Origin of the sequence: Agromyces litoreus (assembly GCF_040496015.1) — a bacterium.
Classification (GTDB): domain Bacteria; phylum Actinomycetota; class Actinomycetes; order Actinomycetales; family Microbacteriaceae; genus Agromyces; species Agromyces litoreus.
In genome coordinates, this window is sequence record NZ_JBEPKA010000001.1 from 215,991 (window position 1) to 229,534 (window position 13,544).

Sequence of the window (13,544 nt, forward strand, 5' to 3'; positions counted from 1 at the left end):
GTCCGCGACGGAGCGGACCGGGACGAGGAGACGAGATGAGCACCCCCGGCGAGACCGGCACCGAGGCCTGGCCCCTCTGGGAGGTCTTCGTGCGCGCCAACCGCGGGCTGAGCCACGTGCACGTCGGATCGCTGCACGCGCCCGACGCCGACATGGCCGTCCGGAACGCACGCGACCTGTACACCCGCCGCAACGAGGGCGTGTCGATCTGGGTCGTGCCCGCCGACGCGGTCACGACCAGCGACCCCGACGCGAAGGGCGCGTTCTTCGAGAGCCCCGCGGGCAAGAACTACCGCCACGCGGTGTACTACACGAAGTCCGAAGGGGTGAAGCACCTGTGAGCACGGCCGAGACCCCGGGCGCCTCGTCCGAGGCCGACCTCGACCCGCACGGCGACGTCACGGTCGACCGGGTCGCGCTCGCCGAGGAGTTCGCCGGCGAGCGCGCCGGCGCCGGCCACGCGGCATCCGACGACGCGGCCGAGTACGCGCTGCGCCTCGGCGACGACGCGCTCGTGCTCAGCCAGCGGCTGGGCGACTGGATCACCAGGGCGCCCGAGCTCGAGGAGGACGTCGCGCTCGGCAACATCGCGCTCGACCTGCTCGGGCACGCGCGATCGCTGCTGCACTACGCCGGCACCCGCGACGGGCGCAGCGAGGACGACCTCGCCTACTTCCGCGACGAGCCCGACTTCCGCAACGCCTGGCTCTTCGAGCAGCCCAACGGCGACTTCGCGCACACCATCGCCCGGCAGCTGTTCGTCAGCGCCTACCTCGTCGAGCTCTACCGCGCGCTCGAGGGATCGACCGACGCCACGCTCGCGGCGATCGCGGAGAAGTCGTCGAAGGAGGTCGACTACCACCGCGACCACGCCGTGCAGTGGACCCTGCGCCTCGCCGGCGGCACCGACGAGTCCCGTCGCCGGATGATCCGCGCGATCGAGCAGACCTGGCCGTACGTCGACGAGCTGTTCCGCGACGACGAGCTCACGGCGCGGCTCGCCGAGGCCGGCGTCGCCCCGCTGCCGTCGTCGCTGCGCGACGCGTTCGACGCGGTCGTCGACCAGGTGTTCGCCGAGGCCGACCTCGCCCGGCCGGAGGGGCGCACGGCGTTCATCGTCGACGGCCGCGGCCGCGAGGGGAAGCACACCGAGCACCTCGGGCCGATGCTCGCCGAGATGCAGGTGCTCGCCCGGGCGCACCCGGGGGCGTCGTGGTGACGGCCGCCGAGCCCGTGCCCGACCGCGGCGTGCCGCCGGAGGTGGACCTCGACGCGGCCTTCGAGGCATCCGTCGCCCGGCCCGTGCCGAAGGACCCCGCCTCGCGCACCGCGTGGGACGTCGCCGCGACGGTGACCGACCCCGAGGTGCCCGTGCTCACCATCGAGGACCTCGGAGTGCTGCGCTCGGTCGCCGTCGACGAGGACGGCGCGGTGCACGTCGAGCTCACCCCGACCTACAGCGGGTGCCCGGCGATGGACGCGATGCGCGACGACGTCGTGCTCGCGCTCACGCACGCGGGGTACGACGAGGTCGACGTGCGGATGGTGCTCTCGCCCGCCTGGACCACCGACTGGATGAGCGAGGCCGGCAAGGTCAAGCTCCGCACGTACGGCATCCAGGCGCCGTCCGGCCGTGCGCCCGTGCGCGATGCCGGGCCGATCCGCCTGCAGTTGACGGTCAAGTGCCCGCGCTGCGACTCCCTGAACACCCGCGAACTCGCCCGCTTCGGCTCGACGTCGTGCAAGGCGCTCTACGAGTGCCTCGACTGCCTCGAGCCCTTCGACTACTTCAAGGTGCTCTGATGGCCGCGACGAACCTGGGCTCCACGGGAGCCCCGCCCGCCCCCGCCGGATCGATCGAGTCGGATGCCGCGATCGCCGACGCGTTCCTCGCGAGCGCGGTCGGCGGCGACACCGCACCGACGCGCCGGCGGGCGCGCTTCCACCCGCTCGAGGTGGCCGAGGTGCGGCCGCTGACCGACGATGCGGTCGAGGTCACCTTCGCCGTGCCGGACGAGCTGGCCGACGACTACGCCTACCTGCCCGGCCAGTACGTGGCGCTGCGACGCGAGTTCGACGGCCACGAGCTGCGCCGGTCGTACTCCATCTGCCGTCCGCCGCAGCGCGGCAGCATCTCGGTCGGCATCAAGCGCGACCTCGGTGGACGGTTCTCGACGTGGGCGAACGGCGAGCTCGCCGTCGGCGACGTGATCGACGTGATGAGCCCGCAGGGCACCTTCACGAGCGGGCTGGACTCCCTCGACGGCAAGCACGTGGTCGGCATCGCCGCCGGCTCGGGCATCACGCCGCTCATGGCGCTCGCGCACACCGTGCTCGCCCGTTCCGAGGACGCCAGGTTCACGCTGGTCTACACGAACCGGTCGACCCGCGACGTGATGTTCCTCGAGGAGCTCGCCGACCTGAAGGACCGCTACCCGGCTCGGCTCGCGCTGCACCACGTGCTCTCGCGCGAGCAGCGCACGGCGCCGCTGCTGTCCGGACGCATCGACGCCGAGAAGCTCGAGCGCATGTTCGACGCCCTGATCCCGCCGGCGAGCGTCGACGAGTGGTTCCTCTGCGGGCCGTTCGAGCTCGTGCAGCTCGCGCGCGACACGCTCGAGGCCCGGGGCGTGCCGGCCCGTGCCATCCGCTACGAGCTGTTCACGACCGACGCCGACCGCGCGACCGAGCCGCGGCACGGCCGCCCCGTGACCGTCGAGCGCGGCGAGCCGACCGTCGAGATCGAGTTCACCCTCGATGGACTCTCGGGCACCGTCGAGAGCCCGGTGAGCGCGAACGAGTCGATCCTGAACGCGGCGCTCCGCGTGCGCGGCGACGTCCCGTTCGCGTGTGCGGGCGGCGTCTGCGGCACCTGCCGCGCGCGCGTGGTCGAGGGCAGCGTCAACATGACCGAGAACTACGCCCTCGAACCCGAGGAACTCGAGCGCGGATACGTGCTCACCTGCCAGTCGCACCCCACGTCCGACCGCGTCGTGGTCGACTACGACGGATGATCCCGCCGCGGGCGGGGAGGAAGGCACAGGGAGCAGGATGATCGAGGTCGAGATCCGCGACGGCGTCGCGGAGGTCGTGCTGAACGCCCCGGAGAAGCTCAACGCGCTCGGGGAGGCGGCGCTCGCCGAGCTCGGCGACGCGTACGACCGCGCCGAGGAGGCCGAGGTCCGCGCGCTCGTGCTGCGGGGCGAGGGGCGCGCGTTCTGCGCCGGACGCGACATCGCCGGAGTCGACCCGCGCGAGGACGACGTGCAGGGCTACCTCGGCGGGCTCGTCGAGCCGCTGCTGAAGAAGATGTCGCGCTTCCCCGCGCCGACCTTCGCCGCCGCGCACGGCGCCTGCCTGGGCGTCGGGCTCGGCCTGCTGATCGCGTCCGACATCGTCTACGTCGCCGAGAGCGCGAAGATCGGCTCGCCGTTCAAGAACCTCGGCGCGACGCTCGACTCGGGCGGTCACGCGCTGTTCACCGAGCGGCTCGGGGCGCACCGCACGATGGACCTCATCGTCACCGGGCGCCTCATGTCGGGCGCCGAGGCCGTCGCGGCCGGGCTGTTCTCGCAGGCGTTCCCGGCCGACGACGTGCTCGAGCAGACGCGGTCGGCTGCCCGTGCCGCGGCATCCGGTCCGACCCAGGCGTTCGTCGCGTCCAAGCGGCTGGTGGCCGAGCTGCGCGACCGTCGGGTCGGGCTCTGGACCTCGATGGCCGAGGAGAACCGCGCCCAGGCCGCACTCTGCGACACCGACGACTACCGCGAGGGGTTCGCGGCGTTCCAGGAGAAGCGCGCCCCGCAGTTCACCGGTCGCGGATGACCGGCGGACCGGGTGCGGTCGCCAGTCCGGCGATCGCGGCCGACGTCCATCGTGGCGCCGCGCCCGTGATCGCGGCGAGGTAGCGGCCGGCCGTGGCGGCCGACCAGCCCCGGGACTCGTGCAACCCGGTCGCCATCATGCGCAGGTAGGCCCCCGCGGGCGCGGCGACGTCCCGCGCCCGGCCGTGCTCGCCCGCGAAGCTCACCATGGGGATGCCGCGACGGCGGCCCACGCCCACGAGCGTCTCGTACCGTCCCGGCCCCACACGCAGCCGGCCCGAACTCCGGAGGGCACGCAGGTCGATCGCGTCCCCGCGCGGTCGCCAGGACTCCTGCGCCAGCACGTCCGCGAACTGCCGCACCGTGAGCAGGTACGCCCGTGCGGCGACGCTGCCCCGGGCGTGCGGCTCCCAGGTCGCGATCCCGCCGCCCCAGACGCGAGATCGACCGCCGAAGTAGAGCGCGCCGGGGATCTGCACGGCGACGTCGTCCGCGGGCTCGTCGGGCTCGCGGCATCCCTCGTACGTCCGCGCGCCGCCCTCGGGCCGCCCGCCGACCACGTAGCACCGGAAGCGCTCGCGGCTCAGGTTCGAGCCGTAGGCGACGTACCAGACGCGGTCCACGTGCCCTCCTCGTTCGGCGGTCGGGCCCGCTGCCAGTGTCGCCGGGTCAGTCGGGGGCCGCAACGCCCCGATCGCCCCGGTCGCGCCCGTGCTCCTGCTCGTGCTCGGCGATGTCGCGGCCGAGGTCGTCGCGGATGAGCAGCTCGCCGTGCGGGTCCGACCGGTACGACGCGCGACCGAGCATGTGGGCCGTCATCGGCTGCGTGAGCAGCTGGAACGTCATGATGAGCACGACCGCGCCGAGGACGCCCCAGCTCGGCACGCGCAGCGTGATCGCGAGGAGCACGACGGCCAGCCCGAGCACCTGCGGCTTCGTGGCGGCGTGCAGGCGCGTGAGGACGTCGGGGAAGCGCAGGGCGCCGATGCCCGCGGCCATGGAGAGGAAGCCGCTGAGCAGGATCAGCCCGCCGATCCCGATCTCGACGACGTTCACGAGCGGTCCTCCTTCCCGATGAACCGGGCGATCGCGATCGACCCGACGATCGCGAACAGCGCCAGCACGAGCAGCACGACCAGCGTGTCGGTGTGCCGGTTGATCGCCATCTCGGCGGCCAGGCCGCACATCGCGATGGCGAGCAGCACGTCGGTCGCGAGCGCGCGGTCGAGCATCGTCGGGCCGCGGATGATCCGCACGAGCGCGGCGATCGCGCCGACCGCGAACATCACGCCGGCGGCGAGCCCCATCACGGCGAGCGCGCTCATGCGTCGTCCTCCCGGCTCGCCACTTCGACCTGCTCCGTCTCGGACGGCGGACGGCCGAGTCGCCGGCGCAGTCGGCGCGCCTCGCGGACGGCCTCGGCCTGCGCGTGCGTGCCGATCGCGAGCACGATGCGCTCCTCGGTGACGAGCACGTGCTGCCGCGCCTTGTCGAGGTCCGCCTCGGTGCGCGTGCCGAATGCGTGCAGGTAGAGCAGGCCCCGCTCGCGATCGATGTCGACGACGACCGTGCCGGGGACGACGGTGATCGCCTCGGCCGTGAGGGTCGTCACGAGGTCGGAGCGCGTCAGCAGCTGCACCGCGATGATCGCGTTCATCGGCGACCAGCCCGGTTGGACCGCGCGCACGGCGACCTGGATCGACGCGGTCGCGACGTCGTAGATCATCGCGCCGCCGAGCAGCAGGCCCCGCCACGGGTTGAACCGGCCGCTCAGCAGCACCGGCGGGAGGTAGAACAGGCGCGTCACCGCGATCGCGAGCAGGATCCCGGTGGTCACGGTGAGCACGTCCACCGAGGCCCACAGGAGGACCCACAGCGCGACGAGGAACGCGAGCAGCGGCAGCTGCCGCCAGACCGCCTGCCAGCGGCCCAGCTGCTGGGGCGCGGTCCGCGGCCGTGGCCGCCCGATCTCGCCGGTCACTGCGCACCTCCCTCGGGGAAGACGAGCGTGACGTAGACGGTCGAATCCCGCAGGTTCTCGGCCGCCCGGCCGGTCAGCTCGAACAGCGGGCCGGCGAAGACGGTCAGCGCGAGCGTGAGCGCCACGAGCGCCGCCGTCGCGGCGGTCATGAGCACGGGCGTGCTGCGCGTCGCCACGACCGTCGCGCCCGGGGCCTCCTGCACCGAGTCGATCAGTCGCGACGTGTAGCCGTCGAGCTCCGAACGCGGACGCCAGAACGCCAGGTTCCAGAAGCGGGTGAGCGCGTAGAGCGTGACGAGCGAGGTGGCCGTGCCGAGCCCGATCACGGTCCAGATCAGCCAGTCCGGGCCGGGGGAGGAGGTGCCGAGCGTCTCGGTCGCGGGCGGGCCGCCCGCGGCATCCGCACCGGCGACGAACAGGCCGACCTTGCCGAGGAACCCGGAGAACGGCGGGATGCCGCCGAGGTTGATCGCCGGCAGGAAGAACAGGATCGCGATCCACGGCGACGCCTTGCGCAGGCCGCCGAGCCGCGTGATCGACGTCGACCCGCCGAAGCGCTCGATGAGCCCGGTCGTCAGGAACAGCGTGGTCTGGACGCTGATGTGGTGGATGACGTAGTAGATCGTGGCCGCGAGGCCTGCGATGCTCGCCAGCCCGATGCCGAAGATCATGTAGCCGATGTGGCTGACCAGCGTGAACGAGAGCAGCCGCTTGATGTCGGCCTGCGAGAGCGCGCCGAGGATGCCGACGACGAGCGTGAGCCCGCCGATGACGAGGAACAGCGTGGACAGGTCGGACTCGGGGAAGATGACCGTCTCGGTCCGGATGAGCGCGTACACGCCGACCTTCGTGAGCAGGCCCGCGAACACGGCCGTGACCGGGGCCGGCGCGGTCGGGTACGAATCGGGCAGCCAGAACGACAGCGGGAACACGGCGGCCTTGATGCCGAACGCGATGAGCAGCAGCAGGTGCAGGATGAGCTGCACGTCCTGCGGCAGCTCGGCGATGCGGACCGACAGCTGCGCGATGTTCGCCGTGCCGGTCGCGCCGTACACGAGCGCGATCGCGCTGAGGAAGAACAGCGACGAGACCAGGCTGACGATGATGTACGTCACGCCCGCGCGGATGCGCTCGCCCGTGCCGCCGAGCGTCAGCAGGACGTAGCTCGCCGAGAGCAGGATCTCGAAGCCGACGTAGAGGTTGAACAGGTCGCCCGCGACGAACGCGTTGAACACGCCGGCCGAGAGGATCAGGTAGGTCGGGTGGAAGATCGACACCGGCGTCTCGCGGTGCTGGTCGGCGATGCCCTGCCCGACGGCGTAGACGAGCACGCCGAGCAGCATGAGCGCCGAGATGATGATCATGATCGCGGCGAGCCGGTCGACCACGAGGGTGATGCCGTACGGCGGCGGCCACGCGCCGACGGCGACCGCGATGCCCGAGCCCGAGGCGTCGACCTGCGCGAGCAGCACCGCGGCGATGGCCGCCACGGCCGCGAGCACGAGCGTGCTCACCACCATCTGCGCACCCTGGCGACGGCCGAGCATGAGGGCGACCGCGGCGCCGAGCAGCGGCAGCAGCACCATGAGCGGGACGAGGGCATCGGTCATGCTCGGCCCCCGTCCTCGTCGTCGTCGCTCGCTTCGAGCACCCGCTGCACGGCCCGGTCGTCGACCTCCGAACTGCGGTACAGGCCCGCCGTCTCCTCCGCGTCCTCCGCGTTCTCCTCCTCGTCGCCGATCAGGTCCCCGCGCTCGCCGAGCTGGGCCAGCCACCAGCTGCGGTAGATGAGCCCGAGCATGAATGCGGTGATGCCGAGGTTGATCACGATCGCGGTGAGCACGAACGCCTGCGGCAGCGGGTCGGAGAGCGCGGAGAGGTCGCCCTCGCCGAGGATCGGTGCGAGTCCCGGCTCCCCGGCCATGACGAACATGAAGAGGTTCACCCCGTTGCCGACGAGGAGGAACCCGATGAGCACGCGCGTGAGGCTCCGCTCGAGCATGATCGTGATGCCCGTGCCGAAGAGCACCGCGGCGACGATCACGAGGGTCAGTGAGGCGGTCATCGGATCGCCTCCGCCGGGTCGGCCGGCACGGCGTCGGGTCCGGCCTCATCGATCTGCCGGTCGATCTCGGCGCCGAGCGTGCGCAGGATGTCGAGCACGAGCCCCACGACGACGAGGTACACGCCGATGTCGAACAGGGTCGACGTGCCGATCGAGAGCGTGCCGAGCACGGGCACCTCGGTCTCGAACCAGGTCGAGTCGAACACCGTGAGCCCGAACACGAGGGAGGATGCCGCGGTGCCGGCCGCCACGAGGAGGCCGGTCCCGAGCAGCAGGCCCGCCTCCACCGGCGCGGCCTCGCCGAGCTCGTAGCGACCGCCGGCCAGGTATCGCGCCACGAGCGCGAGCCCCGCGACGAGCCCGCCGGCGAAGCCGCCGCCCGGGGCGTTGTGCCCGACGAAGAGCAGGAACACCGATACGACGATGGCGGGGTGGAAGAGCAGCCGGACGAGCACCTCGATCAGGATCGAGCGGTTCCGCGGCGAGAGCGTGCGGCCCGCGAGCAGCCAGGTCTGCCGTGTCGACGCGGCCTCGGATGCCGCATCCGTCTCGTCGTCGACGTCGGCGAGGCGGCGGCGCACCCCGCGGATGCTGTCGGCCGACTCGGGCACGGGCAGGAGCCGCCGGCTCCGGTCGACGTCGTCCAGGCGCGGGGCGCCGCCCTGGCGGCCCGAGACGAAGATGAGGCTCGCGACGCCCGTCGCCACGGCGACGAGCACCGAGATCTCGCCGAGCGTGTCCCAGGCGCGCAGGTCGACCAGCAGGGCGTTCACGAGGTTCTTCGCGTGCGCCTCCTCGGCGAGCGGCGGGAGGCCCTCGGCGATCGAGGGGGAGAGGCGCGCGCCGAGCGCGACCATGCCGACGACGGCCATGACCACGCCCGCGAGCGCGCCCAGCGCGATCCGCACGGGTGCGCGCACGACCGCGCGGCGGAGCGTCACGCGCTTGGGCAGTCGCCGCAGCACGAGCACCACCACGACGATCGTGATGGTCTCGACGAGGGCCTGGGTGAGCGCGAGGTCGGGGGCGCCCGCCATGCCGAAGACCAGCACCATCCCGTAGCCGGTGGCGCCGACGAGGAGGACCGCGGTGAGCCGTTGGCGCACGGCGACCGCGGCCGAGGCGGCGAGCACCATGAGCAGCGCGACGATCGGCTGGGCCGGGCCGTCGGCGACGCGGAGCCCGCTCGGCCAGGTGCCGTTGAGGGCGGCGGCGCCGCCGAGCGCGAGCACGAAGACGGAGACGATCACGGCGAGGTAGCCCGGCAGCCCGCCGGACTGGATCCGCGCGGTGAGCGCCGCCGCCGACCGGTCGATCACGCCGATCGTGCCGAGGTAGCCGCGCTCGGCGTCGAGGGTCGCGGGCACGCGTGCCTGCGCCCGCGCGACCGCGTCGCGCTGCCACGCCAGGACGACGCCGAGGCCGATGATCGCCGCCGAGATCGCGAGTTCGGGCTCGAAGCCGTGCCAGAGCGCGAGGTGGTACTCGGCCGGGCCGGGCAGCCGCGCCGCGTAGGCGTCGAGCAGCGGTTCGATGAGCGCGGTCGCGAAGGCGGCGACGAGCGAGGTGGTCGCGAGGATCGCGGGGACCGCGACCATCAGCGCGGGCTCCCGGTGCAGCGGCGTCGGCTCCGCGCCCGACCGGGTGCCGAACGCGCCTCGGATGAAGCGGGCGCTGTAGGCGAACGTGAGCACGGAGCCCGCGATCGCGCCCACCAGTCCGACCCACGCCCACGGCTCGCCGGTGCCGCCCGCCTCGAGCTGGGCCGTGAACACGGCCTCCTTCGCCACGAAGCCCAGCAGCGGCGGCAGGCCGGCCATCGACGCTGCGGCGAGGGTGGCGAAGCCCGCCAGCCACGGCATGCGGCGGCCGAGCCCGGAGAGCTTGCGGAGGTCGCGCGTGCCCGCGGCGTGGTCGACGATGCCGACCGAGAGGAACAGGGGCGCCTTGAACAGCGCGTGCGCGAGCAGCAGTGCCGTGCCGGCGAGCGCGGCGTCGCGCGTGCCCTGCCCGACCACGAGGATCAGGAATCCGAGCTGGCTCACCGTGCCGTAGGCCAGCAGCAGCTTGAGGTCGTTCTGGCGCAGGGCGCGCCATCCGCCGACCACCATCGTGAACCCGCCGATGCCGATGACGATCGGATGCCACACCGCGAGGCCGGCGTACCCCGGAGCGAGCGCTGCGACGAGGTACACGCCGGCCTTCACCATCGCCGCCGCGTGCAGGTACGCCGACACGGGCGTGGGCGCGGCCATGGCCGCGGGGAGCCAGAAGTGGAAGGGCACGAGCGCGCTCTTCGAGATCGCGCCGACGAGCACGAGGGCGATCGCGACCTCGGCGGCCACCCCGGTGACGGGTTCGGTGACGAGCACGTGCAGCGAGGTGGTGCCGCCGGCGACGGTCAGGATGACGAGCCCGACCAGCATCGCGAGCCCGCCGAACGTGGTCACCGTGAGCGCCTGCAGCGCCGCGCCGCGCGCCGCGCGCTTGTCGGCCGTGTGTCCGATGAGGAGGTACGAGAGCACGCTCGTCGCCTCCCAGAACGTGAACAGCACGAAGACGTCGTCGGCCGTGACGAGGCCGAGCATGACCCCGGCGAAGGCGAGCAGGAGGCCGGCGAACCGCCCGAGTGCCGGCTCGTCGTCGCGGAAGTACCAGGTGCAGTACAGCAGGACGAGCGCGCCGACCCCGGTGATGACCAGCGCCAGCAGCAGCGAGAGCGGGTCGAGGCGGAACGACAGCGAGATGTCGAGCGTCGGGATCCACTCGATGCGCTCGGCGGGCACGGCGCCGCCGGCGACGGCCGGCACCTGCACGAGCAGCCACGCGAACACCGCCGCCGGCACCGTCGCGATGACCGGGAAGACGCGTCGGCCGAGGTGCCTCGTGGCGAACGGCGTGAGCAGGGCCGCGATGGCGAACGCCACGAGGGAGCCGATCATCCGAGCTCCCCCCGTGCGTCCCGACCCGTCCGGCAAGTCTAGCGACGGGTCCGCCGCCGGCCCCGTGGCGACGCGGCTGCGAGGATGGGCGCATGCCGATCCTCATCGATCCCCGAGAGCTGGCCGCGCGACTCGACGCCGAGCGGGTCGTCGAGCGGGCACCGGCGGCGCCGGACGAACCGCGGACGGTCGTCCTCGACGTGCGCTGGACGCTCGCCGAGCCGGACGGACGCGCCGCATTCCGTGCCGGGCATATCCCCACGGCCGTGTACGTCGACCTCGACGGGGAACTCGCCGATCACGCGGCACCGGGGGAGGGGCGGCATCCGCTCCCCGGGGAGGCGGCCTTCACGGCGTCGATGCGTCGGTGGGGGCTCCGCGACCGTGACACCGCGGTCGTCGTCGACGATGCGTCCGGGATGTCGGCCGCGCGCGCCTGGTGGCTCCTCCGGCACGCCGGCTTCGGCGACGTGCGCATCCTCGACGGCGGTCTCGCGGCCTGGCGCGACGCCGGGTTCGACCTGGAGATCGGGGGCGACGATCCCGCGCCCGGCGACGCGACCGCGCACTTCGGCGCGATGCCGGTCATCGACCTCGACGAGGCGGACGCGCTCGCCGCGGCCGACGGCGGCGTGCTGCTCGACGCGCGGGCGGCCGAACGGTACCGCGGCGACGTCGAGCCGATCGACCCCCGTGCCGGGCACATCCCCGGCGCCGTGTCGGCGCCGACGGCGGAGAACGTCGGGCGAAGCGGTCGGTTCCTGCCGGTGGAGGCGCTGCGCGACCGGTTCGCCGCACTCGGCGTCGACGGCGGGCACCCGGTCGCGGCGTACTGCGGCTCCGGCGTCACCGCGGCGCACGAGGTGGCCGCGCTCGCGATCGCCGGCATCGAGGCGGCGCTGTACCCGGGCTCGTTCAGCCAGTGGTCGACGCACCCGGAGCGGCCCGTGGCCACCGGCCCGCGGCCGGAGGGCGAGGGCGGGTAGCCGTCTCGCGCGTCGGCGGGTGGGGGGAAGACTCAGGCAATCGAGACCTCGACGGGGCAGACTGGGTCACTCACGTCTTCCCGATCGAAACGAGTACCCCTCCATGAACCGTGCCCTGCGTCGTGGCGCGCCCCTCGCGCTGGCCACCGTGACCGCCCTCCTCCTCGTCGGCTGTGCGGGCGGTGGCGACGAGCCCGAGGCCACCCCGAGCGAGGAGGCCGCCGGGAGCTGCTTCGACGTCGAGTCCGGCGAGCAGAGCGATGCGATCGAGGTGTCCGGCGACTTCGGCGGCACGCCGACCGCGACGTTCGACACGCCCGTCGAGGCCGACGGCCTGCAGCGCACGGTCGTCGACGAGGGCGACGGCGACCTCACGGCGCCGGGCGACAGCGTCAGCGCGCAGGTGACCGCGTTCTCGGGCAGCACGGGCGAGCAGATCTTCTCCCAGCCCGCCACCCTCGAGCTCGTCGACGGCACGCTCTACGACGGCTTCCGCGCGGGCGCCGACTGCGTGCCCATCGGCTCGCGCGTCGTGACCGTCGCGCCCGCCGAATCGATCTACGGCGAGCAGGGCAACGAGAGCATCGGCGTCGCGCCCGGCGAGACCCTCGTGATCGTCACCGACGTGCAGGAGCTCGTCGAGCTGCCGGTCCCCGGCCAGTGGTCGCAGGACGTCCCGACCGTCGACTACGACGACGACGGCACGCCGGTGCTCACGATCCCGGACGCCGAGCCGTCGGACGAGCTGCTGGTGAAGGTCCTCGAGCAGGGCGACGGCGAGGTCGTCGGCGAGGACGACGTGGTCACGGTCGACTACCAGGGCGTGAACTGGGAGACCGGCGAGGTCTTCGACCAGAGCTTCGGCCGGGCGCCCGCGCCGTTCTCCATCAACGGCGTGATCCCCGGGTTCGGGGCCGCGCTGGTGGGCCAGACGGTCGGCACGAAGCTGCTCGTGACCATCCCGCCGGCCCTGGGCTACGGCGAGGGCGAGACCTCCAACGGCCTCGGCGGCCAGACGCTGGTCTTCTACGTCGACATCACGGAGACCCGCACCGACGGCTGACCCTCCGGCCGACCACGACGCCCGCGCACCCCGATCGAACGGGGCGCGCGGGCGTCGTCGTCCCGGGGATCCAGCCGGTGCCCAGCCGGTTCGCGGGCCACGTGCAGGATCGCGGCGGAGGCTGGGGAATGCCCCGGTCAGACCCGATGTTGTACCTGTATCCGGATGCGGACCCTCCGTGCCCGGACGGAATGGAGGACGAGTGGGCATCAGCTACGTCGAGTTCGAAGACGATGCCGGCATCCTGCGCCGCTACCGCAAGCACGTGAACGGTCGCGGCCTCGTGGCGACGACCGCGAAGGTGGATGCCACGGCGTTCGTCGACCCGACCGCCTATGTCGATCCCGGTGCCGAGGTGCAGCGTGGTGCGACCATCTCGCACGGAGCCTGGATCGAACCCGACGCGATCGTCGCGGAGAACGCGACGATCGGCGTGAATGCGCGCGTGGGCCGCGGTGCGGTCGTCGGCCGCTTCGCCGTCGTCGGCCCCTACGCGTCGATCGGTGCGGACGCGCGCGTGCAGAACGCGGCGCGCGTGCCGCGTGAGGCCACGGTCGCCGAGCACGGCGAGTACCGGGCCTCGACCGACGACCTGCGCCGCCTGGGCCTCGCGGCCTGAGTCGCGCGCGAACCGCCGCCCCGCATGCCCCGGGAACGCCCGGGGCATCGTCATGTCCGCGTCG

At 73.1% G+C, this 13,544-nt stretch carries 15 protein-coding genes; 8 read left to right on the top strand and 7 right to left on the bottom strand.

What is annotated here, in order from left to right:
• Positions 1-35 precede the first annotated feature (35 nt).
• The 5 genes from paaB (at position 36) to ABME01_RS01095 (ending at position 3,825) form a co-directional block, all read left to right on the top strand.
• Positions 36-341: a 1,2-phenylacetyl-CoA epoxidase subunit PaaB gene (gene paaB / locus ABME01_RS01075; RefSeq protein WP_067948099.1), complete on the top strand. Its 306-nt coding sequence runs from the start codon at positions 36-38 to the stop codon at positions 339-341.
• Positions 338-1,219: a 1,2-phenylacetyl-CoA epoxidase subunit PaaC gene (gene paaC, locus ABME01_RS01080; RefSeq protein ID WP_353826494.1), complete on the top strand. Its 882-nt coding sequence runs from the start codon at positions 338-340 to the stop codon at positions 1,217-1,219. Before paaB ends, paaC begins: the two co-directional genes overlap by 4 nt.
• Positions 1,220-1,302: 83 nt before the next feature.
• A complete protein-coding gene (paaD, locus tag ABME01_RS01085; protein ID WP_353826605.1) occupies positions 1,303-1,803 on the top strand; it encodes a 1,2-phenylacetyl-CoA epoxidase subunit PaaD in 501 nt (166 codons plus the stop codon).
• Entirely contained in the window at positions 1,803-3,014 is a 1,212-nt protein-coding gene (paaE, locus tag ABME01_RS01090; protein ID WP_353826495.1) for a 1,2-phenylacetyl-CoA epoxidase subunit PaaE, read from the top strand. The genes paaD and paaE overlap by 1 nt, the downstream gene beginning before the upstream one ends.
• Positions 3,015-3,051: 37 nt before the next feature.
• Positions 3,052-3,825 carry an enoyl-CoA hydratase/isomerase family protein gene (locus ABME01_RS01095; RefSeq protein ID WP_353826496.1) on the top strand — a complete coding sequence of 258 codons (774 nt, stop codon included), beginning with the start codon at positions 3,052-3,054 and terminating at the stop codon, positions 3,823-3,825.
• On the opposite strand, the gene ABME01_RS01100 is transcribed toward ABME01_RS01095, so the two are convergent.
• From ABME01_RS01100 to ABME01_RS01130, 7 genes are read right to left on the bottom strand one after another with little or no spacing between them, the layout of a single operon-like run.
• A complete protein-coding gene (locus ABME01_RS01100) occupies positions 3,809-4,447 on the bottom strand; it encodes a histone deacetylase (protein WP_353826497.1) in 639 nt (212 codons plus the stop codon). The genes ABME01_RS01095 and ABME01_RS01100 overlap by 17 nt on opposite strands.
• Before the next feature lie 46 nt (positions 4,448-4,493).
• Positions 4,494-4,880, bottom strand: a complete 387-nt coding sequence (mnhG, locus tag ABME01_RS01105; protein ID WP_353826498.1) for a monovalent cation/H(+) antiporter subunit G — start codon at positions 4,878-4,880, stop codon at positions 4,494-4,496.
• Positions 4,877-5,149, bottom strand: a complete 273-nt coding sequence (locus tag ABME01_RS01110; RefSeq protein ID WP_353826499.1) for an MrpF/PhaF family protein — start codon at positions 5,147-5,149, stop codon at positions 4,877-4,879. Before ABME01_RS01110 ends, mnhG begins: the two co-directional genes overlap by 4 nt.
• On the bottom strand, positions 5,146-5,805 hold the full coding sequence (locus ABME01_RS01115; protein ID WP_353826500.1) for a Na+/H+ antiporter subunit E: 660 nt from the start codon (positions 5,803-5,805) through the stop codon (positions 5,146-5,148). Before ABME01_RS01115 ends, ABME01_RS01110 begins: the two co-directional genes overlap by 4 nt.
• Positions 5,802-7,415 carry a Na+/H+ antiporter subunit D gene (locus ABME01_RS01120; protein WP_353826501.1) on the bottom strand — a complete coding sequence of 538 codons (1,614 nt, stop codon included), beginning with the start codon at positions 7,413-7,415 and terminating at the stop codon, positions 5,802-5,804. Before ABME01_RS01120 ends, ABME01_RS01115 begins: the two co-directional genes overlap by 4 nt.
• Positions 7,412-7,870, bottom strand: a complete 459-nt coding sequence (locus ABME01_RS01125) for an NADH-quinone oxidoreductase subunit K (RefSeq protein ID WP_353826502.1) — start codon at positions 7,868-7,870, stop codon at positions 7,412-7,414. The genes ABME01_RS01120 and ABME01_RS01125 overlap by 4 nt, the downstream gene beginning before the upstream one ends.
• Complete coding sequence (locus ABME01_RS01130; protein ID WP_353826503.1) at positions 7,867-10,812, bottom strand: Na+/H+ antiporter subunit A; 2,946 nt, start codon at positions 10,810-10,812, stop codon at positions 7,867-7,869. The genes ABME01_RS01125 and ABME01_RS01130 overlap by 4 nt, the downstream gene beginning before the upstream one ends.
• A gap of 92 nt (positions 10,813-10,904) precedes the next feature.
• Between ABME01_RS01130 and ABME01_RS01135 the strand changes: the two genes are divergently transcribed.
• The 3 genes from ABME01_RS01135 (at position 10,905) to ABME01_RS01145 (ending at position 13,480) form a co-directional block, all read left to right on the top strand.
• Positions 10,905-11,798, top strand: a complete 894-nt coding sequence (locus ABME01_RS01135) for a sulfurtransferase (RefSeq protein WP_353826504.1) — start codon at positions 10,905-10,907, stop codon at positions 11,796-11,798.
• Between the two features lie 103 nt (positions 11,799-11,901).
• Entirely contained in the window at positions 11,902-12,861 is a 960-nt protein-coding gene (locus ABME01_RS01140) for an FKBP-type peptidyl-prolyl cis-trans isomerase (RefSeq protein WP_353826505.1), read from the top strand.
• Positions 12,862-13,063: 202 nt separating this feature from the next.
• Positions 13,064-13,480 (top strand): transferase, encoded by a 417-nt coding sequence (locus tag ABME01_RS01145; protein ID WP_353826506.1) that lies wholly within the window; start codon positions 13,064-13,066, stop codon positions 13,478-13,480.
• Positions 13,481-13,544: the final 64 nt, after the last annotated feature.